General features: G+C 67.5%; 16 protein-coding genes. 11 read left to right on the forward strand and 5 right to left on the reverse strand.

Annotated elements, in window-relative coordinates; all coding sequences use genetic code 11:
- The first annotated feature begins 161 nt into the window (after window positions 1–161).
- Window positions 162–737 (forward strand): cysteine hydrolase family protein, encoded by a 576-nt coding sequence (locus tag OG558_RS16130; RefSeq protein ID WP_405070996.1) that lies wholly within the window; start codon window positions 162–164, stop codon window positions 735–737.
- A gap of 51 nt (window positions 738–788) precedes the next feature.
- Here OG558_RS16130 and mgrA read toward each other — a convergent pair whose 3' ends face one another.
- A complete protein-coding gene (gene mgrA / locus OG558_RS16135; RefSeq protein ID WP_405070997.1) occupies window positions 789–1,823 on the reverse strand; it encodes an L-glyceraldehyde 3-phosphate reductase in 1,035 nt (344 codons plus the stop codon).
- A gap of 99 nt (window positions 1,824–1,922) precedes the next feature.
- Window positions 1,923–2,960 carry a phosphotransferase family protein gene (locus OG558_RS16140; protein ID WP_405070998.1) on the reverse strand — a complete coding sequence of 346 codons (1,038 nt, stop codon included), beginning with the start codon at window positions 2,958–2,960 and terminating at the stop codon, window positions 1,923–1,925.
- A gap of 88 nt (window positions 2,961–3,048) precedes the next feature.
- Here OG558_RS16140 and OG558_RS16145 point away from each other — a divergent pair, with 88 nt between their 5' ends.
- Window positions 3,049–3,672: a flavin reductase family protein gene (locus OG558_RS16145; RefSeq protein WP_329483997.1), complete on the forward strand. Its 624-nt coding sequence runs from the start codon at window positions 3,049–3,051 to the stop codon at window positions 3,670–3,672.
- A gap of 140 nt (window positions 3,673–3,812) precedes the next feature.
- Here the strand turns inward: OG558_RS16145 and OG558_RS16150 are convergent, their stop codons facing one another.
- Complete coding sequence (locus tag OG558_RS16150) at window positions 3,813–4,697, reverse strand: phosphotransferase family protein (RefSeq protein WP_405070999.1); 885 nt, start codon at window positions 4,695–4,697, stop codon at window positions 3,813–3,815.
- Between the two features lie 523 nt (window positions 4,698–5,220).
- Window positions 5,221–6,219, reverse strand: a complete 999-nt coding sequence (locus OG558_RS16155) for a hypothetical protein (protein WP_405071000.1) — start codon at window positions 6,217–6,219, stop codon at window positions 5,221–5,223.
- Window positions 6,220–6,346: 127 nt separating this feature from the next.
- Here OG558_RS16155 and OG558_RS16160 point away from each other — a divergent pair, with 127 nt between their 5' ends.
- Window positions 6,347–6,943, forward strand: coding sequence for an acyl-CoA thioesterase (locus OG558_RS16160; protein ID WP_405071001.1), 597 nt, complete (start codon window positions 6,347–6,349; stop codon window positions 6,941–6,943).
- Between the two features lie 294 nt (window positions 6,944–7,237).
- On the opposite strand, the gene OG558_RS16165 is transcribed toward OG558_RS16160, so the two are convergent.
- A complete protein-coding gene (locus OG558_RS16165) occupies window positions 7,238–7,843 on the reverse strand; it encodes a TetR/AcrR family transcriptional regulator (RefSeq protein WP_405071002.1) in 606 nt (201 codons plus the stop codon).
- 52 nt (window positions 7,844–7,895) lie between these two features.
- Between OG558_RS16165 and OG558_RS16170 the strand changes: the two genes are divergently transcribed.
- From OG558_RS16170 to OG558_RS16205, 8 genes are all read left to right on the forward strand, one after another.
- Window positions 7,896–8,984 (forward strand): DMT family transporter, encoded by a 1,089-nt coding sequence (locus OG558_RS16170; RefSeq protein WP_405071003.1) that lies wholly within the window; start codon window positions 7,896–7,898, stop codon window positions 8,982–8,984.
- A complete protein-coding gene (locus tag OG558_RS16175) occupies window positions 8,872–9,285 on the forward strand; it encodes a MarR family winged helix-turn-helix transcriptional regulator (RefSeq protein ID WP_405071004.1) in 414 nt (137 codons plus the stop codon). The genes OG558_RS16170 and OG558_RS16175 overlap by 113 nt, the downstream gene beginning before the upstream one ends.
- A 1-nt stretch (window position 9,286) precedes the next feature.
- On the forward strand, window positions 9,287–10,522 hold the full coding sequence (locus OG558_RS16180; RefSeq protein WP_405071005.1) for a glycoside hydrolase family 3 N-terminal domain-containing protein: 1,236 nt from the start codon (window positions 9,287–9,289) through the stop codon (window positions 10,520–10,522).
- Window positions 10,519–10,854 (forward strand): YidH family protein, encoded by a 336-nt coding sequence (locus OG558_RS16185; protein WP_405071006.1) that lies wholly within the window; start codon window positions 10,519–10,521, stop codon window positions 10,852–10,854. The genes OG558_RS16180 and OG558_RS16185 overlap by 4 nt, the downstream gene beginning before the upstream one ends.
- Complete coding sequence (locus tag OG558_RS16190) at window positions 10,851–11,159, forward strand: DUF202 domain-containing protein (RefSeq protein WP_329484005.1); 309 nt, start codon at window positions 10,851–10,853, stop codon at window positions 11,157–11,159. Before OG558_RS16185 ends, OG558_RS16190 begins: the two co-directional genes overlap by 4 nt.
- A gap of 304 nt (window positions 11,160–11,463) precedes the next feature.
- A complete protein-coding gene (locus tag OG558_RS16195) occupies window positions 11,464–12,096 on the forward strand; it encodes a DUF47 family protein (RefSeq protein ID WP_329484006.1) in 633 nt (210 codons plus the stop codon).
- Between the two features lie 2 nt (window positions 12,097–12,098).
- Window positions 12,099–13,097, forward strand: a complete 999-nt coding sequence (locus tag OG558_RS16200) for an anion permease (RefSeq protein WP_405071007.1) — start codon at window positions 12,099–12,101, stop codon at window positions 13,095–13,097.
- Between the two features lie 90 nt (window positions 13,098–13,187).
- On the forward strand, window positions 13,188–14,324 hold the full coding sequence (locus tag OG558_RS16205) for an anion permease (RefSeq protein WP_405071008.1): 1,137 nt from the start codon (window positions 13,188–13,190) through the stop codon (window positions 14,322–14,324).
- The last annotated feature ends 11 nt before the right edge of the window (window positions 14,325–14,335 follow it).

Consider the following 14,335-nt stretch of genomic DNA (forward strand, 5'->3'; position numbering starts at 1 on the left):
AAGAACCGCAACCACCCGTACCCACTCCGTGACCGACGGGTTCGGCCGACGTCTCGCACGCGGCGACGGTCCGGAACATGTCGAGCGGGTGCGCCCGGTGCCGTCGTAGGCTGCCGGGCATGGCTGAATCCTTCTTTTGACTCGATCTCCATCGCGTCGCCGTGGTCCTGATCGACTTCCAGAACGACTTCTGTAGCCCCGAAGCCGCGGGCGACGGACCGGTGACGAACACGAACAACGCCGCCGCGGCCCTGCGGGCGAACGCCTTCGCCAGGGAAGCGGCCGAGCTCGGGGCTCGGGTGGTGTACACGCGTCAGGTTCTCGACCTGGATCGCTTGACGGAGCGCCAGCGCCGCTGGGAGAAGGCGGACGGGCTGTGTGCCGCGGGCACCTGGGGTGCCGAGCTGTTCATCCCGCCGGTGGCCGGCGCCGAGGTGATCGTGAAGGACCGGTTCGACAGTTGGCAGAGCGAGCCGTTCGTCGAATGGCTGACCGTCGCGGACATCGACGGGCTGGTGATCTGCGGAGTCGAGTTGGTGTGTTGCGTGCTGTACGCGATTCTCGGCGCCCAGGAGCGCGGGTACGACTATGTCGTGCCGCCCGACCTGGTGTCCGGTCAGGACTTCGGGGACGAGACCGACAATCGCGCCGTACGCGACTTCCTCCGGTACAACCAGCCCGACCGGCTGGTCGCCTCGGACGACATCCTCACTCGCTGGCGAGCCGCGGCCCGCTGATCACCTGCGACCCGCCCAGCCTGCGCGAGCAGGCCGGGCGGGGCTGAGGGGTCAGGAGTCGGAGCTCTTCTTCCAGAGGTTGATGCCGGCCTCGACGGCGTCGGCGTCGATGGCTTCGAGCTCGTCGGCGGAGAACTTCAGGTTGCGGACCGCGGCGAGGTTGTCCTCGAGCTGCGCAACGCTGGAGGCGCCGATCAGAGCGCTGGTGACGCGGTCGTCGCGCAGAGTCCAGGCGAGTGCGAGCTGAGCGACGGACTGGCCGCGCTCCTTGGCGATCTCGTTCAGCGCGCGGACGTGCTTCAGCGTGTCCTCGGTCAGCGAGTCCGGGTTCAGCGACTTGCCCTGCGCGGCGCGGGAGTCCGCCGGGACGCCGTCGAGGTATCGGTCGGTCAGCACACCCTGGGCCAGCGGCGAGAACGCGATCACGCCGACGCCGAGCTCACCGACGGCGTCGAGCAGGTCCTCCTCGATCCAGCGGTTCAGCATCGAGTACGACGGCTGGTGGATCAGCAGCGGCGTGCCCATCTCGCCAAGGATCCGCGCCGCCTCCCGGGTCCGATCCGCCGAGTACGACGAGATTCCGGCGTACAGCGCCTTGCCCGAGCGGACCGCGGTGTCGAGCGCGCCCATCGTCTCCTCGAGCGGCGTGTCCGGGTCGAACCGGTGCGAGTAGAAGATGTCGACGTACTCGACGCCCATCCGGCTGAGCGACTGGTCCAGCGAAGCGAGCAGGTACTTCCGCGAGCCGCCGCCCTGACCGTACGGACCCGGCCACATGTCGTATCCGGCCTTGGTCGACAGGATCAGCTCGTCGCGGTACTTCTTGAAGTCACGCGCGAAGTGCGTCCCGAAGTTCGTCTCCGCCGAGCCGTACGGCGGACCGTAGTTGTTGGCCAGGTCGAAGTGCGTGACGCCGAGGTCGAACGCCCGCCGCAGGATGTCGCGCTGCGTGGTGAACGGCTTGTCGTCGCCGAAGTTGTGCCACAGCCCCAGCGAGATCGCGGGCAGCTCCAACCCGCTCCGCCCCGTTCGCCGATAAGCCATCTGGTCGTCATACCGGCCCTCGGCCGCCACATAATCAGTCACGGAACCCCAGTCTGCCCCATGTCCCAACAAGTGCAAAACCCCTTGTTTTACAGCAGAAATCCCATCGCTGACACCCAGAACCCCATCTTCTTGATCCGTTCAAGTGAGGGTGGACCAGGGGGCGGGCGGAGCGGACGCGAAGAACCGGAGAATCCCGAGGACGCGACTCGCGGGTGGTGCAGTCCAGTGTCGTTGCCCGGGCCAGGGGTCGGCCGGCAACTTCCCCAGCGCCCACTCGAGGTGCAACCAAACGGTTGCCGCCGCCAGTTCTTCCTCCGGTACGGCGGACTCCGTGTGATGAACGTAGTCGGGAAGGATCGCGGCCACGTGCTCGAGCGGCAGTTTGGCGAAGTCCACCTCCGCCGGAGCCAGCGCCGCGTCACCCCAGTCGATCAGGCCTGTCAGCCGCCCGTCCGGGGTGGCGAGAAGGTTGTGCGCGGCAACATCTCCGTGAATTAGCACCTTCGGCCGATCCCGATCGAACCGACCCGCCAACCGCGTGAACCACCCCGCCAACCACTTGGCCGTACCGACATCCAAGTAGCCGCGGTCCGCCAGGTCGTCGACCGTCCGCCACGGATCACCCCACCCATCCTCCGGAAGGCCCGGCACCTGGACCCCCTGAGCGCGATGCAACCGCGCCAGTTGCTCCCCCAGCCCGGTCGGCACGTCGATCGGCTCGCTGCCGTGAACCCGCTCCATCACGACGTACGGCGCGTCGATCACCGTCCGGCTCTCGTCGTACTCAATGATGGCCGGCGTCAACACACCCGCTGCCCGCGCCACCGGGATCACCGCGGTCTCCTTCCGCAAATCCCCCTCGAATCCCGGCCGCGCCACCCGCAAGAACAATCCTTCCCCCACCACAAACCCCCGATTGGCAACCCCACCCACAACCTCCACCACCTCAGCAGCCCCCACCCCAAACCGCCGCCCCACCACCCCCACCCGCCCCAGAACCACATCCCCCACTCCGTTCCGCCCCGCACCCGCGGCCCGGCCGGCAACCTCCGCCCGCACCTGCTCCGAAACCACATTCCCCACCTCTTCCGGAACCACCTCCGCCACCTGGTCGGCGAGGTTCTTCGGCGTCTGGTTCGGGAGTTCATCGGCTGGGGGTTTGGTGTGTTCGTCCAAGCTGTGCCTCCGTGGTTCGCGGCGATCCGTCTGTTCGATCCTTGTGCCGGGGTGCAGTGGCGTCCACCGGATTTGATGTACTGCGACCGTGCGTGTCGATGTGGATCCGGATGTCGTGGGCCGGCGGGAGTTCTACGCCCTGCTGAATTCCGTGGTGGTCCCACGGCCGATCGCGTGGGTGTCGAGCCGCTCCGCCGACGGGGTGCTGAACCTCGCGCCACACTCGTTCTTCACGGTGTCGTGCGTACAGCCGCCGATGGTCCAGTTCACGTCGGTCGGGCGGAAGGACAGCCTCAACAACGTCGAGGCAACCGGCGAGTTCGTGGTGAACTTCGCCGCGGAACCCTTGTACGAGCAGGTGAACGCGTCGGGGACGAATTTCCCGCCAGAGGTGTCTGAGTTCGAGGCGGTCGGCGTACACACCGAGCCGTCGCGGACCGTCGCCGTACCACGGGTCGCGGAGTCGCCGGTGGCGATCGAATGCACCCTCCACACCACCCTCGAACTCGGCGACTGCACCCTCGTCATCGGCCGCGTCCGCCACCTGGCCATCGACGCGTCAGTCATGGTCGGCGATCACCCGGAGATCCAGCGGCTCCGCCCACTGGCCCGCCTCGGCAAGAACGAGTGGTCGACCCTGGGCGAGGTCCGCTCCATCACCCGAATCCGCCACTCCGACTGGCCAGGCCACTTCACACCGCCCACCAGCTGACTCTGGCTGTGGCGTTGCCCCGCTCTGACGGACAGGGCTGATGACTTGGTCAGGCTACCTTTGCGATCTTGTTCTGTTCCTCGTATTCGGCGGGGCTGCGGTAGCCGAGAGTGCTGCTTTCAGGTGACCTTCGGCGATTTCTACTGACCATCCAGTCGCCTGGACATCGTGTCGAGTGTCGGCCAAGGAGGACCCTCGCGCAGCGCACGCAGGAATTCCTCTCCGAATCGCCTCCCGTTCGGAAACTGGTCGCCAACATCCCAACGCCACGCTGCGACCATCGCGAGAACGAGCTGCCGGCACTCGTCCAGCAGTCCTTGGTCAACGCCCGGGTAGTGCTCGCAGACTGCCTCGGGAACGTGGGCGAGATCGAACTCGACGGGTCCACTGCAGCACGTCTCGAAGTCGATGAACAACGGGCCGTTCTTCGTGCTGAGCAGATTGCCTGGATGCGGCTCGCCGTGGAGCAGCTGCTGCGCGGCGCCGCGGTCGTCGATCGCCCGTCGCAGGCGTCCCAGCCTGCTGCTGAGGAACACGCGGTCTGCGTCGGCGAGCTCCGGCGAGAGATCCGGGTTGCCAACGATTTCTTCCGCCTCTGCGATTCGATCCGTGAACCGCGGGCTCTCCACATCAACCTTGCGCATGCCGGCGTGCAGCCGCTCCAGCGCCTTGGCGTAGTCGACTGGTGAGACGTGAGGTGTCACGGGCTCGTAGTAGGTCCACAACGTCACTGCGAAACCATCGCGCGTGTACACAAGCGGGTCCACCCGAGGCTCCAAGGCACCCACCGGGCACCCGACCTCGGCGAGCCGTTGAGCGAGCTCGACTTCGAGCTGTGCAACCTCTTGCCCGACAGGGGCGACCCGGGCAAAGACGTCGCACGGCGCCAGCCGCAGCGCCAGCTTGTTCGAGTTGTGAAGAACGATTGCGTCGTTGACTGGCAGGTCGAGCGACGCGGCGATCGAAGTCGCAGCCGCGACCGCACGCGTGACCTCGGACATCTCCATGACTTGGTGAGACTTCATTCGTGATCTTGTTTCTGTCCCTCCTATTTTCGGCGGTGCCGCGGTAGCCGGGTGTGCGCGGCGGCCGGGTCGGGGATGGTGGTGTTGGCCCATCGCCTGGGCGACTTGCCGCGGATACCGGCCTGGCCGGGTCAGGCCCAGCTGTCCGGTGCGGGAGTACGTCGGCTTTGCCCCCTCCCGACGTCGCTCAGGCGTCGTATGGTTGCCAAGGGCACCTTTCGGCAACCGCTGGTCTGTTGGGTTGCGCGAGTCCGTGTCGAGCCTTCGGAGGTGGTGTCCTCGGGGAGCGCTCCTGGTCGGCAGATGGCGTCCGTCCTTCCGAATGCGTCGTGCCGTCGTATCCGATGTCCCGTCCTGTCGCTGCGGTGTCGCGGTGCGGTCGTGCCTGCCGTGTCGAGGTGGTCGGTCAGGTGCTGAGTGCCGCGGCCCCTGCATCCGGGCTTTACGCAGCCTGGTGAGGGGGTGGGGTGTGTGAGGTGTGCGTTGGAGTTTGCGGCCGTTGACTGGTGATGGGGGGAGCCGGTTAGTGCGGGGGTGGTGGGGGTTCGTGGGTGGCTAGGAGTTTGGTTAGGGATTCGAGGTGGGGGGAGAGGCGGAGGGGGGTGCTGTCGGGGGAGGTGGTGGTGGCTGGGTGCCAGGTGAAGGGGTGGTGGCTGGGGTCGGGGCCGGCTTCAGGGGTGGGGGTGGTGGGGGTGACCAGATGGACTTCGGGGGACAGGGGGCCGGGGTCGTGGGTGTGGGAGCGGGCGGCGAGGTTGAGGAGGAGGCCTAGGGCGGGGATGACGGAGAGGTCTTTGATGACGTGGAGTAGGAGGAGGTCTCGGGCGGGGACGGCGGCTAGGAGGCCGTGGGGTGGGTGGTGGTCCAGGTGGAGGGAATCGCGGAGGACGGTGTCCAGGACCAGAGCTCGGGACGCGGCAAAGGGGGTGCCGGTGACGAAGGCGATGCGGATGTCGTCGTTGTCTAGGTACTCGACGTGGTCGGTGAGGCGGCGCAGGTTGGCCAGGCCGAAGCGTTCGGCTTCGGGCCAGGTGAGGCCGAGGTCGGGTGGTTCGAGGTACATGGTGACCGTGCCGTCGTTGATGGTGGCGGGGACGGACATCAGACCGGGCACGAAGTCGGAGCGGTCCTCGCTCCAGTGGGTGGGGAGCGCTTCGCGAGGGACGAGGCGTTGGAGTAGTTCTCGCTCGGGGTCTTCGGGCGGGGGTGGCGGCCCGTTGCGGAGGCAGTCGAGGAGTTGGACGAAGTGCTCCTCGACCAAGGCCGGCCACCGTTGCTCCTCGTAGCGCGACAGGGTGCGCGCGAGGTTGCTCAGGCCGAGGACCGGGCCTTCGGCGGACGGCTCGACCGGGACGAGGGCCGCGCCGCCCTCGTAGGCGACGTCGAGCCCGAGCCGGGTCGCGACGGCCAGGCCGAGGTGCACCAAGTGCGTGGCCTGGCTGCGGGTCAAGGGGGTCAGGACTGGGTCGGCCCAGTCGAAGTTGTTGCTGTGGGCATATTCGGTGAAGCTGTCGATGGTCATCGGGGCCACCTCCTCGCCAGAGAAGGTACGAGGATCGGCACCCGCCGCAGCCTGCGATTTCGAACCTGTGGACAACTCGCCGGGATAGTCTGCGCAGATCCCACCAGGTACGTCCGAAGGAGTCAGCATGTCCAGCAGTCCGTCGTCGCGGCCGACCTCCGAGACGCGGCTGTCGTTGTCGCACATCACCGCGCAGAACGAGACCAACCTGCTCGGCACCGTGCACGGGGGCGTGATCATGACGCTGGTCGACTCGGTCGCGGGAGTGGTCGCCGCGCGGCACTCCGGTGGGCCGGCGGTCACGGCGTCGATGGACGAGATGGTGTTCCTGGTACCGGTGCGGGTCGGCGACGTCGTGCACTTCAGCGGGCAGGTGAACTGGACCGGGCGCAGTTCGATGGAGGTCGGCGTACGGATCACTGCTGATCGGTGGGATTCCGTCGGGCCGCAGGTCCACGTGGCGTCGGCGTACCTGGTGTTCGTCGCGGTCGATGCGGACGGGCAGCCGCGGGAGGTGCCGCAGGTCGTCCCGCAGACGGATGAGGAACGCCGGCGGATGCGCGAGGCCGAGATCCGCCGAACCCACCGCCTGGCCCGCCGCGCCGCCATCATCGCGTCCCGCGAGGAGACCGCCCGCGAAGAGGCTGCCCGCGAAGAAGCCGCGCGCGAGCAAGCCGAGCGTGCGGGAACCGAGGAAGCAGCCCTTCAGGAGAACACCCGGTGAGCCTGTTCGGGAGCGCCCGCCGCGTTCAACCCGACCGAGCCCGTGATCGCGATCTCCGGTGTGCTACACGCCGCATTCTCCATCTACGCGGCGTACAGTCTCCTCCGCTACATGCTCTCCGACCGCGTCGTCAGCGCTGACGAGCTCTACGCCACTGGTGCGACTTTCACCTTGGTGGCCTGGGGTTTCGCCTACCTGTCTAGGTGCTGGTCCCCGCCAGCGTCACCGCGGCTGTTGACCCAGGCAACGATCGCGCCTGGTCGGACTCACCATCGCGAGACGCAGCAGCAACACCTAGACCCGCGGCCACCCGGCCAGCAGATCGGCCGCCGCCCGGGCGGCTACCTGGGGCGCGCGCTCCATCGCGGCCACGCGATAGCTGACCAGGGCACCCTCATGCAGCAGAAGCAACCGGTCGGCGAGCTCACCGGGATCCGCCATCCCCGCGAGCCTCGCCTGGGCCTCGAACTCGGACCGCATCCACTGCTTCTGCCCGACGATCACCGGCATCGCCGGGTGGTCCGGCGCCGCCAGTTCCACGCTCGCGTTGATGAAGCCGCACCCGTTCCGCGACCCCGCGAGCCAATCCGTCAGCGCGTCGAACAGCGCCAGGATCAGCTCTTCCGGAGTGCTCGGCGCGCGGGTCGCCAGCTGTTCGTCGAGGAACGCGTGCCAGACAAGGTTCCGCCGCTCCAGGTACGCCGCGATCAGCCGATCCTTCGAGCCGAACCGGTCGTAGAGCGTCTTCTTGGTCACATCGGCCACCGACGCGATCGTGTCCACACCGACCGTCCGGATCCCCTGCTCGTAGAACAGCGTCGACGCAGCCGTCAGGATGCGCTCACCGGCTGGTGTCAGGGTGGTCGCCTCAGGCAGCTGCCGATCCACCAACAGTCTCATCTGCTGACCGAGCATACTGACAGTATACCGACCGGTGTGGTTACTGTCCTCCATGACGATTCTCCAGGTACGACGTACGCCGCGCCACCGCCTCGCCGCCGCCGGAGCGGGAGCCGGGTTCGTGGTGTTCTGGAGCTGCGGATTCATCGGCGCCCGGTGGGGCACGCAGTACACGAACGCGTTCGACCTGCTCGCCTGGCGCTTCCTCCTCGCCGGTGCGCTTGCCGCAGTGGTCCTGCTGATCAGACGACCGACGATCTCCCGCAGAGACCTCATGATCCAGGTGTGGATGGCGGTCCTGACCCAGTTCGTCTACCTGAGCCTGATCTTCACCGGCATCGACCACGGCATCACCGCGGGCGTCACCGCACTCATCGGCTCGCTGCAACCGCTCCTGATCGCCACCGTGGCCGGCCCGCTGCTCGGGGAACGCGTCAGCCGGCGTCAGTGGATCGGATTGATCCTGGGCCTCGCCGGGGTCGGACTGGTCGTCGCCGATGACCTCAACGCAGGCCATGGCTCGTTGCTGTTGTTCCTGGTCCCTCTCGGCGGACTGCTCGGCCTCGTGATCGGCACCTGTCTGGACCGGCAGCGAAAGCCGGCTACGAACTCTCTCGACGCGCTCTGCGTGCAGAGCCTCGTGTCCGCGATCCTGTTCACCGCACTGGCCGCTTCGGCCCATCAGCTGACCGTGCCGGCTCAGCCAGGCTTCTACGGCGCCGTCGTCTGGCTGGTGCTCCTGGCAACAGGTGGCGGTTGGGGTCTATACCTGGTCAACCTCAAGCTTTCCGGTGCGACTCGTGTCAGCTCACTGCTGTACCTCGTTCCCCCGACGACAATGGTCTTCGCCTATCTGATGTTCCGCGAGACCATCGGCCTGCTGGCAGTCATCGGCATGCTCGGATGCGCCATCGCCGTACTCCTGATCAGGGTCCGGCAACCAGTACGCTGCGGGGATGGCGGAACCCCGGTGGCTGGACCAGACGGAAGCACAGGCCTGGCGCGCGTTCATCGCGGCCCAGCGAGTAGTGAACAGCCGGATCGAGCAGCAGCTGCAGCGCGATGCCGGAATCCCGCACACGTACTACGAAATCCTGGTCCGGCTCTCCGAAGCGCCGGACGGCCGCCTGCGGATGAGTGAGCTCGCTGTCGCCACTCTCGGGTCCCGCAGCCGGTTGTCGCACGCGGTGAATCGGCTGGAGCAGCACGGATGGGTCAGGCGGGAGGGCATCGAGTCCGACCGTCGCGGCCAGGTGGCGATCCTCACCGACCTGGGCCGGCAGAAGCTGGTGGAGACTGCGCCCGGCCACGTCGACGAAGTCCGCAAGTCGATCTTCGACGCGCTGACCGAGGAGCAGGTCGAGCATCTGTACGACGTCTGCGCGACGCTGGCCCGGCACTCCGGCGACACAGTCGACCGCGCCGTCTGGGAGCGTCGCTGAGATGAGGCGTCCGCTCGCCTTGGTCGCGATGACGGCACTCGTCGTCGCCGGCTGCAGCGACAGTCAGTCCCCACCGACCGCAGGCCCGAGCACAGTGCCGTCATCGTCGGTGCCACTGCCGACGACCCAGCCCGCCACCGCGCAGCCCAGCACTCCGGCCGAGACTCCGACGCCGACACCAACTCCGACCGCAACGCCGAGCTGCATCGAGCAGAAGCTCCAAACCCTGACCCTCCGGGAGCAAGCGGCCCAGCTGATCATGACCGGCATCAGCGCCAGCGGCATGACTTCTGCGCAACGTCCCATCGTGCAGAAGGAGAAGCCCGGCAGCGTCTTCCTGCTCGGAGACAGCGGAAGCCTGTCCCACACGCGTACGGCGATGGCCGCAGCGAACACCGCCGCCACGGTGAAGGGCGTCCGCCCGCTGATCGCCGCTGACCAGGAGGGCGGCCAGATCCAGCGCCTGAAGGGCCCCGGCTTCGACCGGATCCCGGCCGCGACTGTGCAAGGCAGCTGGTCCACCGACAAGCTCACCGCGCGTGCCCAGCAGTGGGGCGGGCAACTCAAGCAGGCGGGGGTGAACGTCGACCTCGCGCCGGTGGCCGACGTCGTACCCACGTCGCTGAAGTCCCAGAACGCGCCCATCGGCAGTCTCGACCGCGAGTACGGAAACACGCCGGAGGAAGTCGGGCCGCCGGTGCAGGCGTTCGTCAGGGGGATGCAGAAGGCCGATGTGATGACGACGGTCAAGCACTTCCCAGGACTCGGCCGAGTGCGCGGCAATACCGACTTCTCGTCCGGTGTGGTCGACAACGTCACGGTTCGCGGTGACACCGATCTGCAGCCGTACGCTGATGGGATCAAGGCGGGCGCCGCCATGGTGATGATCTCGACCGTCACCTACACCAAGATCGATCCCAAGAACCGCGCTGTGTTCTCACCGACCGTCATCCAAGGCATGGTGCGCGGCGATCTGGGCTGGAATGGTGTCGTGATCACCGACGACGTCGGGGCCGCCGCCGAGGTCGCGTCGGTGCCGGTGGGCCAGCGGGCGACCCGGTTCGTCGCGGCGGGCGGTGACGTGGTCATCAATGCCAAAGCAGGGCTCACCGCCACCATGGTGAACGCACTGGTCGTCAAGGCCCAGCAGGACAAGGCATTCGCCGCGAAGCTGACCAGTAGCGTGAGGCGTGTGCTGACGCTGAAGCAGGACCACGGCTTGGTGAGCTGCGGATGACAGACGAGCAGGAGCCCGACTACCGCTTCACCCTGGCGAACGAGCGGACCTATCTGGCCTACTTGCGGACCTCGCTGGCCTGCTACGCGGGCGGTCTGTCGGCGGTGCAGTTCCTCGACCTCGGTCCGGCTCGCTGGCCGGCCAGGATCATCGGTGTGGTTCTGGTCACTGCCGGAATCGTCACCACCGCGGGAGCCTTCCGTCGCTGGCAGCTGAACCTGACCGCCATGCGCACCGGTGCCAGCCTCCCGGTCACCCGGCTGCCGTTGATGCTCGGGGCAACAATCGCGACGGTCGGCCTGATCGCCCTGCTCCTCTCCCTGTGGCGATGAGCACACCCGATCCCGGTCTGCAGCCCGAGCGCACTCTGCTCGCCTGGCGCCGGACCGCGCTGGGCCTGATCGCCAACGGCATCCTCCTGATTGCCTCCGGCCACGGTTCCTCCGACGTCCGCACCGGCCTCGGCATCGTCGTCCTCGTGCTCGCGCTGTCCTGCTGGGCCGCGGTCAGCGCGGTGTATCGCCGTACCGGCGGGTCCGCGGTGCATGCCCTCGGCCACGACCGAGTGCTCCGCGTCGCCGCCGGTTTGGTCCTGGTCGTCGGCCTCTTCGACCTGTACGCCGTGATCACCCACTGAAACCGACCGATCACCTATCGTTCGTGCCGCCCCGGATGAGTTCATTCCGACGCGATACGTTGATCGGGCGGATGCCGCGTCAACCGCCTGTTCCCCCCGAGGGCATGGCTTGCGGGTTCCTGCCTCTGCGCAGCACTCGGTGGCGCACCTCGCTGCACTGTGGCAGAGGCCACGATGCTCCGCATCGAGACCTCCGCCCCAGCACACCGAGCTACACCACCGAGCACTTGCTCGCTACGCCAGGAACCCGCAAGCCATGCCCTAGCATGTTCACGGTTTGTCCCTCGTTCACCCGGAGCTTGAAGTGCCGTTACGTCTGCGTCCGAACGACCCGACGTTCTACGACCTTTTCACCGAGTCCGCCAACCACCTCGTGGACGGGGCCCGGATCCTGGCCGAACTGCTCGGCAGTACGGCGGGAACCGGCCTCTCCTCGAGTCACCAGATCGCCGCCGAGATGAAGGACGCCGAGCACGCGGCCGACGAGACCACCCACTCGATCATCCGCCGGGTCAACTCCACCTTCGTCACCCCGTTCGACCGCGAGGACATCTACCGACTGGCCTCCGTTCTCGACGATGTGATGGATTTCATGGAGGAGGCGGTCGACGCCGTCCACCTGTTCAACCTGGACAAGTTGCCGGAGGAGATCGCCGAGCAGATCGAGGTGCTCCAGCGGATGGCTCAGCTGACCGCCGAGACGATGCCCCGGCTGCGGACGATGAAGGACCTGGCCGAGTACTGGATCGAGATCAACCGGCTGGAGAACACCGGTGACGCGGTGCACCGCCGGATCATCGCCAAGCTCTTCAGCGGCGAGTACGAAGCCCTGACCGTGATGAAGTTCAAGACCGTGGTGGACCTGCTGGAGGCCGCGATCGACGCGTTCGAGCACGTCGCCCACACGGTCGAGCAGATCGCCGTCAAGGAGAGCTGAGCGTGGAGCTCGCGCTCGTCGTCGCCCTCGTCGTCATCGCCCTCGGATTCGACTACACCAATGGCTTCCACGACGCCTCCAACGCGATCGCGACCTCGGTCTCCACCCGCGCGCTCACACCGCGGGTGGCGCTGGCGATGGCGGCGGTGATGAACTTCGTCGGCGCGTTCCTCGGCACCGAGGTGGCCGAGACGGTCGGCAAGGACATCATCAGCGCCCCGAGTGGTGAGCAGGGCCTGGTGGTCGTGATCGCGGCCCTGCTCGGCGCGATCACCTGGAATCTGATCACCTGGTACTTCGGCCTGCCCAGCTCCTCGTCGCACGCGCTGATCGGCGGACTGATCGGCGCCGGGGTCGCCTCGTCGAGCATCGTGCTGTGGTCGGGCATCCTCGGCAAGGTCGTCATCCCGATGGTGCTGTCTCCCGCGATCGGCTTCTTCGGCGCGTTCGCGCTGATGATCGCGATCCTGTGGGCGTTCCGGCGCAGCAACCCAGCCAAGACCACCCGCGGATTCCGGATGTCGCAATCGCTGTCGGCGGCGGCGGTGGCGCTCGGGCACGGACTGCAGGACGCGCAGAAGACGATGGGCGTCATCTTCCTCGCGCTGCTCACCTCCGGTTACGTCGACGCGGGCGACGGCATCCCGCTGTGGGTCAAGCTCTCCGCCGCGACGGCGATCTCTCTCGGCACGTACTCCGGCGGCTGGCGGATCATGCGCACCCTGGGTCGCCGCATCATCCACCTGGACCCGGCCCGCGGCTTCGCCTCCGAGGCGGTCGCCGCGACCGCGCTGTACGTGATGGCGATCGGTCTGCACGCGCCGGTCTCCACGACACAGACGATCACGTCGGCGGTGATCGGCGCCGGTGCGACCAAGCGGCTGTCGGCGGTTCGCTGGGGAGTCGCGCGGAGCATCGGCATCGCGTGGGTGCTGACCATTCCGGCGGCCGGCATCATCGCGGCCCTCTTTTACGGGGTGGCCTATCTGATCTCGCAGTGAGTTCCCTCGATTTGTTCACTTCGAATTCACTAACCGGCCTTACCGTCGATCCACGCTGTACATCGCCGGCCCAGGGGGGAAGTGATCGCGATGGACCTGTCCTTCCTTGTCGTCGTGGTGATCATCACCGCGTTGGTGTTCGACTTCACCAACGGTTTCCACGACACCGCCAACGCGATGGCGACGTCCATCGCCACCGGCGCGCTCAGACCCAAGGTCGCGGTCACCGTGTCCGCCGTGCTCAATCTGGTCGGCGCGTTCATCTCCACCGCGGTGGCCACGACGATCTCCAGCGGCCTCGTCGACGACTCGAAGATGACCGTGCCGATCATCTTCGGCGGCCTGGTCGGCGCGATCCTGTGGAACCTGGTGACCTGGTACTTCGGCCTGCCGAGCTCCTCGTCGCACGCCCTGTTCGGCGGCCTGATCGGCGCCACCTGGATCGCGGCCGGCAGCGGCGCGATCAACTTCGGCACAGTGGTGCAGAAGATCATCCTCCCCGCGATCGCCGCGCCGATCGTGGCCGGCGCGGTCGCGCTGGTGGGCACCTTCCTCGCCTACCTGATCACCCGGCGGGCCCGGAAGAAGTCGGTCGAGGCCGGGTACAACAAGGGGCAGATCGCGTCCGCGTCGATGCTCTCGCTCGCCCATGGCACCGGTGACGCGCAGAAGACGATGGGCGTCATCACGCTGGTGCTGATCACCTCTGGCAGCCTCGCGAAGGGTTCGCCCCCGCCGACCTGGGTGATCTTCTCGGCCGGCTTGGCGATCGCCCTGGGCACCTATTTCGGTGGCTGGCGGATCATCCGGACGATGGGCAAGGGCCTGACCGAGATCGAGTCGCCGCAGGGGTTCACCGCCGAGAGCAGCTCGACCGCGGTGCTACTGGCCTCGTCCCACCTCGGCTTCCCGCTGTCCACCACCCAGGTCTGCTCCGGCAGCATCCTCGGCACCGGCCTCGGCAAGCGGCTCGCGGAGGTGCGCTGGACGGTTGCCCGGCGGATGGCGATGGCCTGGCTGTTCACGCTCCCGGCCGCCGCGGTCGTCGGCGCGCTGGCCGGCCAGGTGGCCAGCTCCGGCAACTTCGGCGTCGTCATCGTCGCGGTTCTCGCGGTCGTGGCCAGCGCCGGCATCTACGCCGCCTCCCGGCGCCGGCCGGTGACGCCGGAGAACGTCAACGACGACCCGGCCTCCACCCCGGCGGCCACCACGGCCGCGGTGAGCTGAGAGGAGTACGG

It is taken from the genome of Kribbella sp. NBC_01510, from assembly GCF_045040325.1.
Classification (GTDB): domain Bacteria; phylum Actinomycetota; class Actinomycetes; order Propionibacteriales; family Kribbellaceae; genus Kribbella.

Bases quoted from the DNA above. Each gene is read 5' to 3' on its own strand.
- OG558_RS16205 (WP_405071008.1), top strand. From the start codon at position 13,188: ATGGACCTGTCCTTCCTTGTCGTCGTGGTGATCATCACCGCGTTGGTG.
- OG558_RS16160 (WP_405071001.1), top strand. From the start codon at position 6,347: ATGTCCAGCAGTCCGTCGTCGCGGCCGACCTCCGAGACGCGGCTGTCG.
- OG558_RS16185 (WP_405071006.1), top strand. From the start codon at position 10,519: ATGACAGACGAGCAGGAGCCCGACTACCGCTTCACCCTGGCGAACGAG.
- OG558_RS16170 (WP_405071003.1), top strand. From the start codon at position 7,896: ATGACGATTCTCCAGGTACGACGTACGCCGCGCCACCGCCTCGCCGCC.
- OG558_RS16155 (WP_405071000.1), bottom strand. From the start codon at position 6,219: ATGACCATCGACAGCTTCACCGAATATGCCCACAGCAACAACTTCGAC.
- OG558_RS16180 (WP_405071005.1), top strand. From the start codon at position 9,287: ATGAGGCGTCCGCTCGCCTTGGTCGCGATGACGGCACTCGTCGTCGCC.
- OG558_RS16165 (WP_405071002.1), bottom strand. From the start codon at position 7,843: ATGAGACTGTTGGTGGATCGGCAGCTGCCTGAGGCGACCACCCTGACA.
- OG558_RS16190 (WP_329484005.1), top strand. From the start codon at position 10,851: ATGAGCACACCCGATCCCGGTCTGCAGCCCGAGCGCACTCTGCTCGCC.
- OG558_RS16150 (WP_405070999.1), bottom strand. From the start codon at position 4,697: ATGAAGTCTCACCAAGTCATGGAGATGTCCGAGGTCACGCGTGCGGTC.